Annotated in this window: 17 protein-coding genes; 6 read left to right on the forward strand and 11 right to left on the reverse strand. The window is 64.8% G+C overall.

Annotated elements, in window-relative coordinates; genetic code table 11:
• Positions 1-116 precede the first annotated feature (116 nt).
• The 3 genes from CXX84_RS07165 to CXX84_RS07175 are packed head-to-tail and all read right to left on the reverse strand — an operon-like array spanning position 117 to position 3,264.
• Complete coding sequence (locus tag CXX84_RS07165) at positions 117-1,640, reverse strand: tripartite tricarboxylate transporter permease (RefSeq protein ID WP_102976015.1); 1,524 nt, start codon at positions 1,638-1,640, stop codon at positions 117-119.
• Entirely contained in the window at positions 1,640-2,287 is a 648-nt protein-coding gene (locus tag CXX84_RS07170; protein WP_102976016.1) for a tripartite tricarboxylate transporter TctB family protein, read from the reverse strand. Before CXX84_RS07170 ends, CXX84_RS07165 begins: the two co-directional genes overlap by 1 nt.
• Complete coding sequence (locus CXX84_RS07175; protein WP_102976017.1) at positions 2,284-3,264, reverse strand: Bug family tripartite tricarboxylate transporter substrate binding protein; 981 nt, start codon at positions 3,262-3,264, stop codon at positions 2,284-2,286. The genes CXX84_RS07170 and CXX84_RS07175 overlap by 4 nt, the downstream gene beginning before the upstream one ends.
• A gap of 236 nt (positions 3,265-3,500) precedes the next feature.
• On the opposite strand from CXX84_RS07175, the gene tcuA reads away from it, so the two are divergent.
• Positions 3,501-4,994, forward strand: coding sequence for an FAD-dependent tricarballylate dehydrogenase TcuA (gene tcuA, locus CXX84_RS07180; protein ID WP_102976018.1), 1,494 nt, complete (start codon positions 3,501-3,503; stop codon positions 4,992-4,994).
• Positions 4,995-5,052: 58 nt separating this feature from the next.
• Positions 5,053-5,742, forward strand: a complete 690-nt coding sequence (locus CXX84_RS07185; RefSeq protein WP_102976019.1) for a GntR family transcriptional regulator — start codon at positions 5,053-5,055, stop codon at positions 5,740-5,742.
• Positions 5,743-5,830: 88 nt separating this feature from the next.
• Here the strand turns inward: CXX84_RS07185 and CXX84_RS07190 are convergent, their stop codons facing one another.
• The 6 genes from CXX84_RS07190 to CXX84_RS07215 all read right to left on the reverse strand — a co-directional run bounded on the left by CXX84_RS07190 (position 5,831) and on the right by CXX84_RS07215 (position 12,169).
• The gene (locus CXX84_RS07190) at positions 5,831-6,871 is read right to left on the reverse strand and encodes a metallophosphoesterase (RefSeq protein WP_102976020.1); all 1,041 of its coding nucleotides are present in this window, start codon (positions 6,869-6,871) and stop codon (positions 5,831-5,833) included.
• Positions 6,872-6,913: 42 nt separating this feature from the next.
• Complete coding sequence (locus tag CXX84_RS07195) at positions 6,914-7,777, reverse strand: phosphatidylinositol-specific phospholipase C/glycerophosphodiester phosphodiesterase family protein (protein WP_102976021.1); 864 nt, start codon at positions 7,775-7,777, stop codon at positions 6,914-6,916.
• Between the two features lie 288 nt (positions 7,778-8,065).
• Positions 8,066-9,334, reverse strand: coding sequence for an MFS transporter (locus CXX84_RS07200; RefSeq protein WP_223253010.1), 1,269 nt, complete (start codon positions 9,332-9,334; stop codon positions 8,066-8,068).
• Positions 9,335-9,384: 50 nt separating this feature from the next.
• The gene (locus CXX84_RS07205; protein ID WP_102976022.1) at positions 9,385-9,921 is read right to left on the reverse strand and encodes a cyclophilin-like fold protein; all 537 of its coding nucleotides are present in this window, start codon (positions 9,919-9,921) and stop codon (positions 9,385-9,387) included.
• 136 nt (positions 9,922-10,057) lie between these two features.
• On the reverse strand, positions 10,058-10,954 hold the full coding sequence (locus tag CXX84_RS07210) for a helix-turn-helix transcriptional regulator (protein WP_102976023.1): 897 nt from the start codon (positions 10,952-10,954) through the stop codon (positions 10,058-10,060).
• Positions 10,955-11,029: 75 nt separating this feature from the next.
• Positions 11,030-12,169 carry an alpha/beta hydrolase gene (locus CXX84_RS07215; RefSeq protein WP_146031847.1) on the reverse strand — a complete coding sequence of 380 codons (1,140 nt, stop codon included), beginning with the start codon at positions 12,167-12,169 and terminating at the stop codon, positions 11,030-11,032.
• 342 nt (positions 12,170-12,511) lie between these two features.
• Here CXX84_RS07215 and CXX84_RS07220 point away from each other — a divergent pair, with 342 nt between their 5' ends.
• The 4 genes from CXX84_RS07220 to CXX84_RS07235 all read left to right on the forward strand — a co-directional run bounded on the left by CXX84_RS07220 (position 12,512) and on the right by CXX84_RS07235 (position 15,269).
• Positions 12,512-13,498: a 1-phosphofructokinase family hexose kinase gene (locus CXX84_RS07220; RefSeq protein ID WP_102976024.1), complete on the forward strand. Its 987-nt coding sequence runs from the start codon at positions 12,512-12,514 to the stop codon at positions 13,496-13,498.
• The gene (gene surE, locus CXX84_RS07225; protein WP_102976025.1) at positions 13,495-14,277 is read left to right on the forward strand and encodes a 5'/3'-nucleotidase SurE; all 783 of its coding nucleotides are present in this window, start codon (positions 13,495-13,497) and stop codon (positions 14,275-14,277) included. The genes CXX84_RS07220 and surE overlap by 4 nt, the downstream gene beginning before the upstream one ends.
• 164 nt (positions 14,278-14,441) lie before the next feature.
• Positions 14,442-14,726 carry a DUF427 domain-containing protein gene (locus CXX84_RS07230; RefSeq protein ID WP_102976026.1) on the forward strand — a complete coding sequence of 95 codons (285 nt, stop codon included), beginning with the start codon at positions 14,442-14,444 and terminating at the stop codon, positions 14,724-14,726.
• A 69-nt stretch (positions 14,727-14,795) separates the two neighbouring features.
• On the forward strand, positions 14,796-15,269 hold the full coding sequence (locus CXX84_RS07235; protein ID WP_102976027.1) for a GNAT family N-acetyltransferase: 474 nt from the start codon (positions 14,796-14,798) through the stop codon (positions 15,267-15,269).
• Between the two features lie 126 nt (positions 15,270-15,395).
• Here CXX84_RS07235 and CXX84_RS07240 read toward each other — a convergent pair whose 3' ends face one another.
• Both CXX84_RS07240 and CXX84_RS07245 read right to left on the reverse strand, forming a co-directional pair.
• Entirely contained in the window at positions 15,396-16,868 is a 1,473-nt protein-coding gene (locus tag CXX84_RS07240; RefSeq protein WP_102976028.1) for an HNH endonuclease signature motif containing protein, read from the reverse strand.
• A 154-nt stretch (positions 16,869-17,022) separates the two neighbouring features.
• Positions 17,023-18,303: a wax ester/triacylglycerol synthase domain-containing protein gene (locus CXX84_RS07245; RefSeq protein WP_102976029.1), complete on the reverse strand. Its 1,281-nt coding sequence runs from the start codon at positions 18,301-18,303 to the stop codon at positions 17,023-17,025.
• Between the last annotated feature and the right edge of the window lie 94 nt (positions 18,304-18,397).

Genomic DNA, 18,397 nt, shown 5'->3' on the forward strand with positions numbered 1-18,397 from the left:
GCAGCCGCCACCCTTGCACGATAAATCCGGTGGATGCCGGTGTCCAGACCATCGAAATTGACGTGACCATCGACTTTGCTGCGGGGCCGATTGCAGCGGCCGTACGGAGCCAGCCGCTATGAAACCAACACCGCCCGGCGGTTGGCCCGCCGATGCCGGAGGTGCTGGACTGCGCTGAGGACGAGGGCCGCGGCGAGGACAATATAGAGGGTGACAGTGATGGGGCTGCCCACCAGGATGCCTAGGTTCCCTTCGGATACCGCCAGGGCGCGTCGCAGTTCGGTTTCTGCCATGGGGCCGAGGATCACTGCGATCAGTACCGGTGCCAGGGGAATGTTGTAGCGGCGCATCATGAATCCGACAAGGCCGATGGCGATGAGGAGCCACAAGTCCAGGATTGCGGAGCTTACTGCGTAGACGCCGAGCATGGAGAAGACGGTGATGCCGGCGTAAAGGTAGTGCTTGGGGATGCTCAGCAGTTTGGCCCAGACGGAAGCGAACGGCATGTTGATCATCACCAGGATGACCAAGCCTATGAAGAGTGAGGCCAGCAGGGCCCAGACCAGGTCGCCGCTTCGTTCGAAGAGCAGGGGTCCTGGTTGCATTCCGTATTGCTGGAATGCGGCCAGCATGATCGCTGCGGTGGCTGACGTGGGCAGTCCCAGGGCCAGGAGGGCGCCCATCGCCGTTCCGGCGGTGGCGTTGGCTGCCGCTTCCGGTGCGGCAAGACCGCGGATGGAGCCGGTGGTGCCGAATTCCGGGTCGCTTCGCCGCTTAGCTAACTGCTTTTCAGTGCCGTAGGCCAGGAAGGTGGGTACTTCTGCGCCGCCGGCAGGTATCAGGCCAAACGGGGCGCCGAATGCGGTGCCCCGCAGCCAGGCCGGCAGGGCTTTCCTGAAGTCGGCCAGGTTCAAGCGGGCCCGGCCCTTGGCGTCGATCTGGGTTGCGGCGGGGTCGCGGTGGATGCGGGAGGCGATGTGGAAGACCTCGCCGAGTGCCAGGAGACCGACGGTGATGACGATGACGGAGATGCCGTCGAAGAGCTGGGGCATGCCCAGGGTGAACCGGGAAGTCCCGCTGGGGCCGTCGATGCCGACGAGGGCCAGGGCGAGGCCGATGCCCAGGGCTGCGAGACCGCGGATCACGGATTCGGAGACGACGGCGGAGATGGCCAGAAACGCAAAGACTGCCAGGGCGAAGTATTCGGCCGGGCCGAAGACCGTGGCCATCTTGACGAGGGTCGGAGCGAAGAACACCACAAGGGTGGTGGCTATCAGGCCGCCAATGAAGGCTCCGATCGCGCAGGTGGCCAGGGCCTTGGCGGCCTGTCCGCTTTTGGCCATGCGGTGGCCTTCGAAGGTGGAAGCCATGGCAGAGGAGTTGCCCGGGGTGTTAAGCAGGATTCCGGAGGTGGAGTCACCGAAGAGTCCGCCGAAGTAGATGCCGGCAAACATGATGAACGCCGCTGTGGGTTCCAGTGAAAAGGTGACGGGCAGCAGCAGCGCGACGGCCATTGCTGAACCAAGTCCGGGAAGGACGCCGACGGCGGTCCCCAGGATGGCGCCGATCAGCACCCACAGGAGGTTGATGGGGGTCAGGGCGCTGGCAAAGCCGCCCATGAGCAGTTCGAGTTGTTCCATCAGAGGATCCCTCCTATGAAGCCGGAGGGCAGGCTGAGGCCCAGTCCGGCGCCGAAGGCCAGTTGAGTTATTGAGGAAAAGAGCAGGCCCACACCGGCATCGAAAATTGGGCGGCGGCTGCCGAGGGCGCAGGCGACCACCCAGAACAGCGTGGCGGCGCTGATGATCCAGCCCAGCGGATTCAGGATCAGAACAAAGGCCACGAGGCCACCCAGCATCAGGCCTACCGTCCGCCAGTCCGTGTAGGTCTTCCAGGTTTTGCCGGGTGTTGCGGATAGTCCTTCCTCAAACGCCGCGTCTTCTTCCTTTCCCAGATGCCCCAGGTCGTGCAGCATGTCCGCGGAGAACTGCCCGTGTCCGGGGTGGATGGAATGGTCGGGTACTTTCGGTGACCTGAGGATCTGGATGGCCAGCAGGGTGGCTACCAGGTAAAGGACGACGCACACCAGGATGGGGAAGAACTGCGGGCCGGGCGCCGACTTGCCTTGCACTTTCATGGTGACAGTGCCGATGGTGAGGAAGACGGCCAGGGCGTAGAGCACGGCGACGACAACAAATTCGCTGCGGCCCGCTCCGAAGCGGGGCTTGGGTTTGCCCTGACTTTTCTTGACGGATCCTGCTTCTGGCTGGTGCTGGGTGATGCTCATAGGCCGAGGTCCTTTACGATTTCTTGGGCCGTTGCAACTTCGTCAGTGATGAACTCTTCGAACTCCTGTCCGGTTGAGAAGGTGTCCGTCCAGCTGTTGCGCTTTAGGGCTCCCTGCCAGTGATCGGAGCTGCGCATCTCGGTAACGATCTCGATGAATGCTGCCTTCGTTTCTTCCGTGGTTCCGGGCGCCGCTACAAAACCACGCCAGTTGGACATGGACGCGTCAACTCCCTGTTCCTTGAACGTGGGAACATCCACGCCCTCGAGCCGTTCGTCCGATGAGATGGCCAGGGCACGCAGGGTCCCGGCTTCGATTTGGTCCCGGACCTCGTTATAGCCGGACATGCCGGCGGAGGTGGTGTGAGACAGAAGTGAGGTCAGGGCTTCGCCGCCTCCGGAGTAGGCGATGTAGTTCACGTCCTTGGGGTCGATGCCCGCGGTCTTGGCCACCATGGCGCTGAGGAGATGGTCGATGGAGCCCAGGGAGCCGCCGCCGATCGAGGTTCCTCCCGGATCCTTTTTCCAGGTTTCCAAGAAGTCATTCAGCGTCTGGAACCTGGAATCGGCAGGAACCACCAGGGCTGCGTAGTCGTCCGCCATTCGGGCAATGGGGACAACGTCCGCCATGGACTCCGGGTTGTCGCCGAGCTCGATGGCCCCCACCATCACTCCGCCGGTCACGAGGAGCGCATCTTCGCGCCCCGGCGTCTGCACGAACTGGCTCAGGCCAATCGTTCCGCCCGCTCCCGGGACGTTGACCACCTGGACGTTGTTGACCACGCCGCCGCTTTTGAGCGACTGCTGTCCTTCACGGGCAAAACCGTCCCAGCCACCACCAGGGGCGGCGGGAGCGATCAAAGTGAGCTTGTTGCGCGCCGTGCTCGTTCCGCCGGCACTGCCTGCATTGATGAACGCAAGGGCGGCCACCACGGCAACAACCAGGCCAAACATGGCATTGCGTAAGGGGATTTTCATAGTTCTCGTTCCGTAACGACGTTGTTGGGCGGTGCGAAAGTGACTCTGCTGTGCTGCGGATCAGTCGTGTCACCGATCCTGACGGGACGACACCAGCAAGAATACGAGTGTATACAATGAAATACAGTTATACATGTGATGACAGTCACCGGCAAGTTTTGCGTCCAGAACTGCCCCTTGCTAGCACGGATACAGTTGTATACAGTCACATACACAACCTGATGAAAGGACTGCACATGTCTATCGGTAACGGAGCCGGACCCCACAGTGTGGACAGCATCGACGTGATTGTGGTGGGCGGCGGCAACGCCGGTTTCACTGCGGCCCACGCAGCGGCGGAGCGCGGACGGCGCGTCGTACTGCTGGAAAAGGGCGAGCAGGATATGGCCGGCGGAAACAGCTTCTATACGGCCGGCGCCACCAGGATCGTGCACAACGGCCTGGATGATCTGGAGGGATTGGTGGAAGCGGACGAGCGTCACGCCCGCACCGTTGTTCCCCCTTACAGCGCAGAAGAATACGCCTCGGACCTGGAAAAGGTCACTGAAGGCCGGAACGACCCCGCCTTGACGGAGGTCCTCATCGCTGAAAGCCAGTCCACCCTGCGGTGGCTTAACAGCCTGGGTCTGAAATACCGGCTGATGTACGAGCGGCAGGCCTATGAACGCCCGGATGGGTCCTTCCTCTTCTGGGGCGGCCTTCACGTGGGTAACGTCGCCGGCGGTGAAGGCCTGATCGAGGACCACACCCGCGTAGCCACCGGGCTGGGCGTTGATATTCGCTACGGCCACGCAGCGCAGAGCCTCATTGTCGAGAACGGGCGCATTGGCGGAGTCGTCGTTAAAACAGCTGAAGGTGAGCTGCGCCTGACCGCAGAATCCGTGATCCTCACTGCCGGCGGCTTTGAATCCGATCCCCAGTGGCGGCGGGAGCATCTTGGCGAAGGCTGGGAAAATGCCAAAGTCCGCGGAACGCCGTACAACACCGGCGACATGATCGCTGCAGCGCTGGAGATCGGCGCCACGAAGGGCGGGGACTGGAGCACCTGCCACAGCGTGCAGTGGGACGCCTTCACTGCCACGAACGAAAGCAACCGTGAACTCACCAACAGGCTGACCCGGCAGAGTTACCCGCTGGGCATCATTGTCAACAGGGAGGGCAAGCGCTTCCTGGATGAGGGCGCTGACTTCAGGAACTACACCTACGCCAAGTACGGCAAGGAAATTCTGAAGCAGCCCGGGTCGGTGGCCTACCAGATCTTCGATGCGAGCCTTCGCCCGATGCTGCGCGGCGAGGAATACGACATGCCCGGTATCTCCGTAGAAGTAGCGGACACCATTGAAGACCTGGCTGCAAAAATCGGGATTGACCCCGAGAGCCTGGCCAAGACCGTTACAGACTTCAACAACTCGATCGACCGTTCCGTACCGTTTGACCCCACGATCAAGGACGGGCGTGCAGCGGCAACTGAGCCGGTCAAGAGCAACTGGGCTGCCCCCATCGAAACCGGACCCTTCTATGCCTACGGCGTTACCTGCGGCATCACCTTCACATTCGGCGGTATTAAATCCGACACCCACGGCCGTGTCCTCAACGCCGAGGGCAAGCACATCGAAGGCCTCTTTGTGGCTGGTGAAATGCTGGGCGGACTGTTCAGCACCAACTATCCGGGCGGTACCGGACTTGCGGCCGGATGCGTGTTTGGGCGGCGGGCCGGCGTTCTGGCGTAAAGTTCCTTTCGGAACCAGCGCCCGGCAATTACCACTCCAATGTTTCAAGGACCAGCCAGTGACGGATACAGCAGCCCCCCGCGTTGACGGAGAAAGCATCTTCCAGAGCCTGCGCAGCGAAATCCTGTCCGGAGTGCACCAGCCTGGCACTGCCATTCGAGAGACTTCGCTTGCCCAGCGCTTCGGCGTCTCCCGGACACCCGTCCGGGAGGCGCTGTCCCGCCTTCAACAGGAACGGCTCCTGGAGCGCGCTGCCCGGGGCCTTCAAGTACCCCAGGTGGACCCCCAGCAGGTCATCCAGATTTATGACATGCGCATCCTCCTGGAAGAGGAGGCCGCGCGCCAGGCAGCACGCGCACGACAGTTCCCGGACCTGATGCGGCTTGAAGCGTTGCTCCAGCGGGACAGGCAACTGCAGGAACCGGATGACCACACCAGGATCACCACCAACCTGGACTTTCACGCTGCCATGTGGGACTGCACCCACAACCCTGTCCTCCGGGACCTGCTGGACCGTTTGTCCACCCACCTGATCCACGCACCCCGGTCCACGCTCTCGACCGGAAACCGTTGGGCCGAATCGCTGGACGAGCATGAAGCACTCGTACACGCCATCGAACAGCAGGACAGCGATGCCGCCGCGAAAATCGCGCGTCAGCACATGGAGACAGCGCGCACCTTGCGGCTGCAGCTGCTCCGGGAGACGGCCCTGCAACATCCAGTTGCCAGCCACGGTCCCCGCCGGTAATTCCCGGCGCCAATTTCATCGACAGCCGCAAAAGAAAAAGAGCGGACGACGGCGGGACCTCCCGCCGTCGTCCGCTTCCGTTAAGTGCCTAGGAGCTGAAGGGGACCTTCTCCCAGCTCAGGACCTCTCCGCCGTCGGCGCTGTTGCCGGCCACCGAGAACCGGACGTAGTTTGTGGCGTTAGCCGAGCCGTCCACCGTGATGCGCTGCAGGTTGTCAGCGGCCGGCTGGCCGTAGATCTCCAGCCACGGCGACCCCTCGGCCAGCGGCTGGTTCTCGGCGAAAACATGGCTGTCGCCGTTGATGAGGTACACCGGCGCATCGAAGCTGTTGGTTTCCGCCACGATGGCTGCAACGATCTCCCGGAAGCCGGACATGATCTCCGGGTTGGCGGTGGCAGCGGTGAGCAGCGAGGGGTCGAACATGTCGGCCTGGAGCATCAGGACAACCGTGCGGTCATTGCGGCGCTCAGCGTCGGCGAATGTCTCACGGATCTGGGCCAGGGCGGCGTCCGTCCGGTATTCCACCTCGGCCAACTGCTCCGGGGTGGCCGAGGTCTCGCCAAGGCCGGTCCACGGTTGCAGCGAGTTGTTGCTGCCCTGGATGTTCAGCACGGAGAAGGCCACCCGGTTCTGGGTGAAGCGGACGTTCTCGGGCAACCCAAGGTTCTCCTGCGTCTTGACTGGCATGGTGGCGCCCAGGGTCTTGCCGGGTTCGTCGAAGAAGACCTCCCGCAGCCTGTCCAGCCGTTCCAGCGGGTTGTAGGCGCCGTTGTTGGTGCGGTGGCAGTCCACCCACTCGTTATCTCCCGGGGTGAAGACCAGCGGATGGGTGAAAGTGTCGAACTCGGTGCGGATGGCGTCGAAGTACTCGTCGGAGCAGACTGAGGAGCCGTTCTTGATGTCGCCCACGTGTGCTACAAAGTCGAGCGTGGTGTCAGCGTTGATGTCCTGGATGCGGGCGGGAAACTTGGCAATTTCCGCGTCACCGTAAGGGATGTCACCGATGACGCCGAAGGTGAAGGCCTGCCTGTCGGTGGTGTCTTCAGCGGCGAAGGCGGGCTGGGACGCCAGGAGGCCGAGCGCCATGACGGCTGCCGCCGTCGTCGTTTTGATGGTCTTTGAAGGCATGGGGATGGTCCTGTTTCTGCTAGGAGCGGCTGAGGAGGCGGCTTAGGCCGTGCGGGCGTTGAGGAACTGCTGCAGGCCGGCGAGGTCGTCGGTGTTGATGTGGTCCACGCCGGCGTCGAAGAGTTCATTCCAGAGGGCGTCGCGGGCTGAGCCGGGAACATCCGGGGTGGCCCAGAAGCGGACGCGGTAGCCGTTGGCGTGGGCCTCGGCAACATATGCGTGGAGCCTGGCGCGCTCGGCCGCGGGCATGGGGCCGACGCCCTGCCAGGTGAAGAGCCTGGTCCAGTTGTCGCTGACCAGCGGCATCAGGTCCGCGGGCTTGCCGCTGGTGAGGTCGGCGGAGCGGCCGTCGTAGAAGCTGAACCGCTTGTCCTGGGCCTGCATGGTGGCGAGCGGGCGGTTGCCGCTGATGACAGCGGTGACCGGTCCGGTCTTGACGTTGCCGTTGGTGTAGCGGCTCATGATGTCGCGGTGTTCGGCCAGTTCCTGCTCAATGGCAGCGTAGGTGGCCTCGCCTTCGCTCTTGATGTCGATCAGGAGCTGCAGGCTGCCGTCCCAGTGCGGGTAGACGCTGTGCCCGGGCTGGCTGCGGACGAGGTCCTGGAGCGGGTCCAGGTAGAGGCTTTCGAGCGTGACCCCGGGCCGGACGTCCTCCCGGTCGTGCGCCACCAGCAGTTCGCCGTCCACCAGCCAGACGTCGGCTTCGACGCTGGTGAAGCCGTGCTCCAGGGCGTCGAACAGGGGGCGGCCATGTTCGTAGTCATTGTGGGCATGTGCCTGGGCCAGCGGTTGGCCGACGACGACGGGAGCCGGCTTGGCTGCCTCGGCTTGGGCGGGTGCAGCTGCTGCGGTTCCTGCCAGGGAGGCGAGGACAGCGACGGCGGCGAGGGTGCTTTTCACGAACACGGAGTACTCCTACGTACTGCTGGGATGTCCGCCCGGCTGTCTGGTGTGCCGGGCGAAAGGGGGCGTGAAAAGACTGCTGGCTGCAGGAGAACGGGTCGGAGCCGGCGGGTTGCTGTCTGGTGAACGGGGAGGGACATCGGCAGGAGGCGCGGTTCACCCGGCGCCGTCACCCCTGGTCTGCTGCCGGGTCAGCTCCACGCCGAGGATGCGGTCGTCGCGGTGTTCATGGGATCCTCCTCGTTGCTCCAGGACGTTTGGCAGCACGGCGGCAGGTTGCAGCCGCTGTGGCTAGCTGGGGAATGCTGTCCGGCGTCCGGTAACGGCGATAACGAGCGCGACGGCGGCAAGTCCCGCCGGGGCGGCGGGCAGGACCATCCCGTTGAAGGTGCTGATCACCAGCGCCCCCGTTACACCCGCGGCGAAGATGGCAAGGTTGAAGGCAACGCCAAGCATTGAGTTGGCGACGTCCGCGTTTTCCCCGCTTGCCGCACTGATGGCCGTTTGCAGCTGGGCTGCCGCGCCCCCGAAGGCGATGCCCCACAGGACGATCACTGCGAGGACTGCCACTAAGGACGAGTGGCCCACGATGAAGATGAGGCCGGCCAGAACGAAGCTCCCGAGGCTGAGCAGGACCAGGCGTCGAAGGCCCTTGTCGATCACGGCACCAGTGATGCCGATCCCTGCAATGGCGGCACCGCCGAACGTGACGAGTGCGATGTCCACCGGGAGATCAAGGCTTGCCTCGCGGATGTCAGTGCCGATGTAGGTGTACATGATGTTGTGTCCCAGCATCCAGGTGACGATGACGCCGAGGACAACCGCGACGCCCGGAATGGCGAAGACCCGTGCAAGGGGTACGCGTGTCCCTGCCCGTTGGCCCGGAGCGTCCGGGACCAGGAAGACCGCCAGCAGCAGTGTGACCACCGTAAGGAGTGAGAGCACCCCGAAGGACCAGCGCCAGTCGAAGGTGGTGCCCAGCCAGGAGCCGAAGGGAGTCCCGACCGCCAGGCCGACGGGCGTTCCAAGGGAGGCGACGGACAAGGCGCGGCCCGCATGTTCCGGGGCGGTGATGCGGCGGGCATACCCGGCAATCATCCCCCACAGCAGGCCGGAGAAGGCACCGGCCAAAAGCCGCGCTGCCAGTGAGAAGACGATGTCCGTGGAGAATCCGGCGATGAGGTTCGCGGCCAGGAAGCCGATGATCCCGACAAGGAAGACGGGCTTCCGGCGCATGCCCCGTGTCAGGGCGATTGCGGGCATGGCCGCAATGACTGTTCCCAGGGCGTAGGCGCTGACAAACTGGCCCGCAGTGCCCTCGCTGACACCCAGTCCCGAGGCGATGTGCGGCAGCAGGCCCGCGGGCATGGTCTCGGTGGCAATCAGGAGGAACCCCGTCAGGGCCATGACCAGCAGGGCGGCCCACGGAAAGGGCCCGGCGGGGACGGAAAAGTTGCGTGCCGGGACCGGGCCCTTCGGTTCTTCAAGGGTGTTGTCTTGGTGTTCCAGGGTGTCGACGGGCGCTTCGTGCCCGCCATCCTCAAGGGTTGCTCGAGTCACATCGGGTCCGTTCTTTTGCGAAGAATTTTTGGAGCAGGCGGTCAACCCGCTTAGTTTGCGTGAGCCAGCCTGGCGGTAAAACTGTCTGTCCGGTCGCGGATCGCCCCGAGGTTGTCGAACGATCCGATCCGCACAATTCCGCGGGCGTATCCGACGCTCTCGTAGTAGAGAACGAGGGCCTGGTCGGGCGCGTAGTAGCCGATGGTCAGTGGTTCTGCACTGTCGCCAGCAGGCACGCCGTCGAGCGAAAGCGCCTCCGGCAGCTCGGCGATCTTTTCCTGGCCGCCGTAGTCCCTGAAGGAGAGCGTCAGGGGAAGCTGGCGGACCAGGGAGCGTGCCGTCGCGTTGCTGGAAAGGGTGGCTGTCACGGACTCCTCATCGATCTCGATGATGACCGGAGTGCTGTCCGCCTCAGCCGCCTGGGACGGGTCCGGCGACGTCTGCGAAGACCCAGCGGCCGCCGTCGGTGTCTCCAGAGGGGAGGACTGAGGCCCGGTGGTGGCGGGGCCGTTCGAGGAGCTGCTGCATCCGGCAAGGGGCAACGCGAGCGCGATGATCGCAATCAGGGCCGGCATCTTCAGGCGCATGGGAGATGTTCCCCTTTCAAGAAAAACTGGACCATTCCAGCAAAGCAGACGACACAGAAGAGGAGGAGCCCCTGCTGTGAGGGGTACCGGGAGGGACCCCCAGGACGGCCAGTTCTTGAGTAGCTGCGTGGGACCGTCAGCTGTCTGTGGATGTCCTTTCGGACGCACTTTGGACGGCCTTCCCGTATTCACTGGCCGCCCATGATGCGAGCAGCTGCATGCGCTCAGCCGACGGCGACCCCGGCTCTGCGGTGTAGATCGTGAGAGTCAGTCCGGGTTCGGCGGCCATCTCCAACCCCTCGAAAGCAAGGGTCATACCGCCAACAATGGGGTGGTTAAAAGTCTTGAAACCGGTGCCGTGGTGGCGGACGTTGTGCGCACCCCAGCGGCGGCGGAACTCCTCGCTGCGGGTACTCAACTCACCGATCAGGTCGTGGAGTTCCTTGTTGTGCGGATCCCGGCCAGCTTCCGTCCGCAGGATGGACACGGTCACCTCCGCGAAGGCATCCCAGTCCGGGTAGAACTCGGGGGCACGTTCATCCAGAAACGTGAAGCGGGCGATGTTCGGAGGCTGGCCGGGCATGTCGTAGCAGTCCCTGTAGAACGCGCGGGCCAAGGGATTGACGGCCAGCAGGTCCATCCGGCCGTTGCGGACGAACGCGGGGCCTGCAGTGATCGCGTCCAGCGCCCACTGCAGGCTCTGGTGGGGCACGTAGGATTTCGAGGTCCGCCGCCGGGGCGGCCGCGCAACCGGACTGGCGGCCTGGGCGAGGTTGAACAGGTGCGCCCGCTCGGCGTCGTCCAGGCACAAGGCCCTGGCGATGCTCTCCAGCACCTGGCCAGAGGCGCCGCTGATGACGCCGCGTTCCAGGCGCGTGTAATACTCCACACTCAGCCCGGCGAGGGTGGCCACTTCGCTACGACGCAAACCCTTGACCCGCCGGTTTGTCCCGGCTGGCAGTCCAACCTGCTCCGGGGCGACCTGGCCGCGCCGCGAGACAAGGAATTCGCGTACTTCCGATCGGTTGTCCATGCCATTCACGCTAGGCCAAGTCCCGCGGCGGAGGGAGTCCCTTTCAGTACCTCTATCCCGCGTGCCCCTTCCTTCCTAGAGCTGTGTGCGGAAGAAGTCGGTGAGCTTGTCGAAGGGGATCAGGCCCACACGGTCGTAGAGGTCAACGTGCCCGGCTCCGGGAACCCAGAAGAGTTCCTTGGGCCCGGTGGCGAGCCGGTAGGCCTCTTCGCTGAACTCCCTCGAGTGGGCCTGGTCACCGGCGATGAACAGCAGCGGCCGAGGCGAGATCAGCTCGAGATCGTTGAAGGGGTGGAAGTTCATGAACATGGTGTTAGTGGCCAGGGCGGGGCGCGTGGTGGTGTTCGGGTGGTAGCCGCGGGCGGTCCGGTAGAAGTCGTAGAACTCCCGGTCCACCTCCGTGGAGCCTACCGTGAGTTCTTCCGGCGTGCCGCCGGTGTACTCGATGGCGCCGCCAGCGAACTCGACGTCGCGCTGGGCAGCTGCCTGCGCAATGAAGGCCTTGCGCTGTTCCAGGGTTACGGACTTGTTGAGCCCGTCGCGGTTGGCGGCGCCCATGTCGTACATGCTCACCGTGGCGATAGCCTTGATCCGGGGATCAATCTTGGCTGCGCTGATCACAAAGCTGCCGCTGCCGCAGATCCCGATGGCCCCGACTCGTTCCCTGTCAACGAAGGCTTGGGCGCGCAGGTAGTCGGCGGCGGCGCTGAAGTCTTCGGCGTAAATGTCGGGTGAGACCGAGTTTCCGGGCTTGCCGGCGCTCTCGCCCCAGAACGAAAGGTCAAAGGAAAGGGTGACGTAACCCTGTTCGGCCATCTTGGTGGCGTAGAGGTTGGCGCTCTGTTCCTTCACGGCGCCCATGGGATGGCCCACCACCAGCGCCGGGTGGGTGGTGCCGCGGTTCAGGTTGTTGGGGACGAACAGGTTGCCAACGACCTTCATCCCGTACTTGTTCTTAAAGGAGATCTTCTTCACCGTGACCTGGTCGCTGGTGTAGAAGTTGTCAGCCCCGTTGGAGGTGTCGCCCGATTCCAGGTTATTGCGTGAAGCAGCCGGGGCTGCGAAAGCCGGTCCGGCTCCTGCGAGCCCCGCCGCGCTGGAGAGCCCAAGGGCTGCCGCGCCGGCACCCGTCAGCTTGATGATGTTCCGGCGCGATACACCCTCCACCCGGAATTCCTTCGTGATGGTGTGGTTTTCGTTGTGGTCCGTTGTCATCGTATTCATCCTCGTGATCGTCCGTTGCATATCTTGATTGGACTTCGTCGTCTTTTCGAGCAGACCACGGTGCAAGGGTCAACGGGAGTCCCTGCTGAGACTGGTTCTGCCAGAGCCCCCATGGCCGGGGAGGCAGTGGAGGGCGTGGACGACGGCGATGCCTCCCGCCGTCGTACGTTTGCCTTAGGTGCCCCTCGGCCCAGCAGCGGCTGGCCACCAAGGTGCTAAGTATGCTTACCATGTTAAGCGACCCATCCGATCGACGACGGCCGGAGGACTCCGGTGGGAAGAGGTAACCATGGCCACGTTTCCTGGTGCAGAGCCGCGGAGGGCAGGTGACACATGGGTTCCGTAGTGATTTTCGCCCCGTCCCCCGTCCTGACAGTCACGGTGGAGGACGTCCAGGACACCGCTGACATCCACATTCACGCCGGCGGGCAGGGCGTCTGGCAGGCCCGCATGCTGAAGGCCCTCGGCGCCGAGGTGACCATGTGCGGGGTCTTCTCCGGCGAAACCGGACGCATCCTGAAGCACCTGATCGATGATGAAGGGGTTAGGGTCCTGCCGGTTTCCGGCGAAGGCAACAGCGGGGCCTACATCCATGACCGCCGCAGCGGTGAACGCGATGTGGTGGCGGAATCCCCCGGACACCGGCTGACGCGGCACGAGCTGGACGAACTGTACGGAGCCACCCTGCAGGCGGGGATGGAAGCCGGCACCGTGATCCTCAGCGGCACCGGGCGCGAGGACTCGGTCCCGCCGGACATGTACCGGAGGCTGACAGCCGACCTCCGCACAGCCGGATGCACGGTCATTGCCGACCTTGCCGGCGAACGGCTGAACGGCATTCTGGCCGGCAAGCCGTCAGTGGTGAAAATGTCGGACTCTGAAGTCGTGGACAGCGGCCGCGCAGGAGCTTCGGAAACAGGGCAGCTGATCGAAGCGATGCACGCCCTCGCGGCTGAAGGCGCGTCAGTGGTCATCATTACCCGCGCCAAGCTGCCTTCCCTGCTCCTCAGCGACGGTGAGGTCAGCGAAATCCACGTCCCGCAGTTCGAAACCGTGGAAACAAGCGGCGCCGGTGATTCCCTCACCGCAGGAGTGGCAGCCGTACTGGCAGATGGCGGGAACCTCCACGACGCGGTGGTTCTTGGTACCGCGGCAGGTGCCCACAATGTGACCCGGCACGGCCTGGGCTCCGGCGAGGGATCGGCCATCCGCGAAGTGGCCAAGCTGGTACAGATCGTCCCGCTGGATGACACCAGTGAGGACGAACCGGCCGAGCAGATGAGCCCCGATGAGCTGGCACGAAAGGTCAGGAAATCATGAACCAGCCCACCCGTGTCCTTATTACCAACGACGACGGCATCGGCTCCCCCGGCCTGCATGCCTTGGCAGCCGCAGCCCTTGAGGCGGGGCTGAGCGTAGTTGTCGCAGCCCCCGCCTCCGAGGCCAGCGGCAGCAGTTCCTCGATCACCGCGGTAGAAGAGGACGGCAGGATTTCGATTGAAGAGCGCCAGCTCGAGGGCCTGGACGGCGTTGAAGCCTTCGCCGTGCACGGAGCGCCTGCGTTCATCACCATGATCGCCACGCATGGCGCCTTTGGTCCCCCGCCGGACATCGTCCTGTCCGGAGTCAACCGCGGCGCCAATGTGGGCCGGGCGATTCTGCACTCGGGAACGGTGGGAGCGGCGCTCACGGCAGGCGTCAATGACGGACGCGGCATGGCGGTGTCCCTGGATACGGGCCTCAATCCCGAGAAGATCCATTGGGACACAGCTGCGCGGCTGGCCACCGGCCTGCTGCCGTTCCTGATGGACCAGGAAGCGGGAAGCGTGCTGAACCTCAATGTTCCCAACAGCGCCGGTCCCGAACTGCCGGAGTATCGCAGCGCCACGCTGACCAGGTTCGGCATTGTCCAGACCACCCTCGCCGAACGTGGCCAGCAGCATGTGCGGCTGGCTATCGCGGACACCACGGAAACGCCCGATCCGGACAGTGACGCGGCACTGCTGGCGGCAGGCTACGCCACGGTGACCGCCCTCCAGCCGGTCACTGGAACCGCGCTGCCCTCCCTCGCCGCACAGCCGCAGGCTTCACGGGGGTAATGCACCTTTCCTGGGGCGTAGGGATACAAGTGGAAGCGGACGACGGCGGGGACGTCCCGCCGTCGTCCGCTTGCCTTTGCCGGGGAACAAGTCAGCAGTCCCTTCCGTTGGCATACCTACACGCGTCGTCCCTCGGCGCCTGCAGCAGCCACGAAAGGAATCACATGGTCAGGGCTATCTGGAACGGAAAAGTCATTGCCGAATCCACGGACACCGTGGTGGTGGAAGGGAACCACTACTTCCCCCGCGACGCCGTCAACGCCGGCTACCTCCGGGACAGCGACCTGGACTCCTTCTGCCCGTGGAAGGGCACAGCCAGCTACCACACGCTGGAGGTGGACGGGAAGCAGAACGTGGACGCGGCCTGGTTCTACCCCGAGCCCAAGCCGCGTGCCGCCCAGATCGAGGACCGGATCGCCTTCTGGCGCGGCGTCACCATCGAGGACTGACGTAAAGATTTGCTCTCTGGCGATGCTGGCGCCAGTGCGATGCTGGCGCCAGGCGGTACATTGGAGCCGATGATTTCCATTGACCGGGACGACCCCGCGCGCGGTGACGTCCATAAGCTCCTCAGTGAACACTTGGCAGACATGTTCGCTACCTCCCCTGCTGTAAGCGTCCACGCCCTGGACCACTCTGCTCTTTCCGCGCCGTCAATGACGTTCTGGACCGCCCGTGAGGACGGGGATCTGCTGGGATGCGGTGCACTCAAGCTCCTGGATGTATCCTCCGGGTCCGCCACACAGGGCGAAATCAAGTCCATGCGCACCACCGCAAGTGCACGGAAACGGGGCGTAGCCACTCTGATGCTCCGGCACATTCTCGATGACGCCCGCACCAGGAACCTCGAGCGCGTCTACCTTGAGACTGGCACCGAGGACTACTTCGCCCCTGCGCGGCGCCTCTACGCCCGGCACGGCTTTACCGAGTGCCCGCCGTTCGCGGACTACGTTCTGGATCCCCACAGCGTCTTCATGGAGCTGGATCTCTGAACAAGGCCGCTCCACAAACACCGCAGAGACAGCCCGGAGCACCAGGCGCTCGGCCGTCGGGCAGCCGGCTGTCAGGCGGCGAGGCGCGCCAGGCAGCTGGATCGCGAGCCATCAGGGCGCAGGTCGTCAGGCAGCGAGGCGCGTCAGGATGGCCTGTTCGAACGGGCTAGTGACCTGTCGTGGTGGGGTGACGGGGACCGGCAGGCAATCCGGTGGAATGAGTGGCGGCTCCCGGTCCGGGTGCTCGGCCGGATACTGGCGGCCAGTCGGTGACATCCAGCCAGGTGGCTCGTTCTTTGTTGCCTGCGTCGGTGTCCAACCCGACCGGTGTTTGAGGCTGTGATGTTTTGGGCATGCCTGTCCAAGGTTGCTGATCCCGGTGGCCCCGCCGTGCTGCCACGCGGTGAGATGATCGGCTTCATTGTCCAGGCTGTGGTTGCTGCAGCCCGGGAAAGTGCATCTGCCGTCCCGCATCTTGAGCCAGCGCTTCAAAGCTTCGGGGAGCCGGTAGCTGGTACGGCCAATTTCCAGCGGCGCCCCATCCCTCGGGTTGACCAGGACGCGGTACAACGAACTGGCACCGTCCGCAACAAGCCTGCGTGCCACCGATGGCGGTACCGGCCCCAGCCCATCGACCTCGGCTGGTTCATCAGTGAGGCCGAGGAGGGAGAAGACCGGAACGGTCACGAGCACCTCAGCCTTGGGAGAAGGCACGTCTCCTAAGTCCTGGTTGGCACTGCCCAGCAGCAGCCCGGCGGTAACGTCGGCGCGCAACTGGCTAAGGGTGCGTGGTTCGTCCGGGCCTTGCAGTCCGCGGGCGAGCGCCGTCGACCTGTTCCTGATGGCCAAGGCGATGTCTCCGGGAAGGTAGAGCGATAGCCAGGCCATCCCATCCCGGTCCGGGCTGAACTCCATTCGCCGGTCTGCCACGCCCTTCGTGTGGCGTTCCTCAAGGGACTCGGGGTGGTGGCGCTCCCGCCAAACCCGGACCTTCCGCCGGAACCGGCCGGGCACCAGATCTCCTGGCGCGGCGCCGCGGGCCAGGTTCGCTGCGTCCGGGCCAAAGAAGTGAGCCTCCAGGGCGGAGACAGCAGCGGGAGTGAGCCCTGCGGCTTCGTCGACCATGATGCGGGCGTGCAGCCAGCCGATGTTGCCTGCCTGCAGCGCATCGAATGCCGCCGGCAGCGAGGTGGTCAACGCGTGGGCTTCTCCAAGCAAAGCAGACGCGGCGCGTTCTCCGATGGTGAGCACGCACGCGACTTCTGCCACCCGGCTCATCTCCTGCGCCGTCGCCTCGTAAGCGCTGGCCGGCGGGCCTTCAATTGCGTCTGCCGCCTCCGTGTAGGCAGCCACCAGCCGCACCTTCAGCGCCGCCGTCGCGGCCTCGAGGCGCGCCACCACCCCTAACCCGTCCAGGCAAACCTCGGAAAATTCCTGCAGCGGATCAGCATCATCGTCGGAAACACGCGTAGGCCCATCCAGGGCGTCCGGCTGCCCCGCAACAACGCCCGCGAGCTCATCAACCATCCCGGCCACCGACGCAACGGCAGTCGCCAGTACGGTTCTACCTCCCGCATCTGTTACCGCGCTGGTTTCCATAACCACAGCATCGCAGGGGGGTCTGACATTCTCTGCTCATCGTCGCCCTGCTCGTCGAAGGCGACCCCTCCTAAGGACCCCCGAAGGAACAAAGCGGACGACGGCGGGCCCTCCCGCCGTCGTCCGCTTTGCCTTGGCATGGGCCAGGGAACTCTTACCCGCCCAGGCGTGACAGTTCCTCCCCCATGGCCTGCGCAAACATGTCACCCGGGACGTTGGGGGCGTCGAAGTGGATGCCGCAGCACAGGTTCCCCGCGTAGGAGACTGCCGCGGCGCCGAGCCGCACGTTGCCGGCGAGCACCGCAACCGGCCAGAGCGCCACGACCGGGGCCCCGGCGAGCCGAAAGGTTCCTCCCGGACCCGGCACATTCGTGATAAACCCGCCCACCAGATGCTGCCGCCGGGCGAGGTGGTCCATGATCCGCGCGCCGACGGGGCCGCGCATGAACTCCAGGGTGCCTTGCTCCCTTGCCTGCGGCTTCTCCGCAAACGTCTGCCCGGCGATGAGCCGCAAACGCTCATCAGGGTCGGGCTCGCCGAGGGGCAGCCGCACAAGCATGACCCCCACCTGGTTCCCCGCAGTCCCGCGGCGCCGCAGCGCCACCGGCTCCGACACCGGCAGCCACGCCGGAACCGGTTCACCAGCCGCCACCAGGGCTGCCCGGAAGCCGGCCGCGGATGCAGCGAGAAGTCCATCGTTTACCGTGGCACCCTTCGGACGTAGCGCCGATTCGAGGGTGCCGATGTCTGTACGCAGGAAAGCGACGCCGTGGTGCGCGCTGCGTTCACCGAGCAGCGCCGTGCGGCCCACGCCATGGCCCCACAAGGTCTTGCGGATACGGCGCAAACCTGTCCCGAGGCGGCGCAGGGTGCGGCGCACATCAATCCTCGGATGGCGCCGGGGAGCCTCCGCTGGCGCAAACGCAGGCGGCTCATTCCCGGCACCCTCCCCCGCTTCGCCGGGATCGAAGAGCCGCTGCACAATGACTGCCGCCGTCACTCCGTCGGCCACGGCGTGATGGATTCGCAGCACGATGCCGAGCCCTCCCACCGTGGCACCCGGGACAACCAGGATCTCCCACATGGGACGGTCCCCGGCCAGCGGCTGCCCCATGAGCTCGGCGCATCTGTCCTGAAGTCCCGCAAGACCGTCCACGGGCTCCACCAGGCGGACGTGGTGCTCCAAGTCGGGCTGGGATTCGACCCAGTGGTACCGGCGGCCCACCTGGGCTGCCCTTTTGCGGAGCGCCGGCAACTCCCCGATCCGCTCACGGAGGACCGCCCTGAGCCTTGCCATGTCCGGCGTGCCGTCCGGAGCCAGGAAACCACCCGGCTCAAGCAGGCTGGCGACGAGGAACACGTTGACCTGGCCGGCGTGGTCGAGCACCAGGTTCGCCTCATCAGCCGGGGCCAGTCTTTGCGTCGCTGAGTGCATGCCTTGACGTTAACGTTGAAGAGCCGGCTTGTCAGGCGGGTTCCGTTGAAGCCTCACGTCATACAACGCCACGGCCTCCGGATCCTGGCAGGCA

It is taken from the genome of Arthrobacter sp. AFG7.2 (genome assembly GCF_002892835.1).
Classification (GTDB): Bacteria; Actinomycetota; Actinomycetes; order Actinomycetales; family Micrococcaceae; genus Arthrobacter.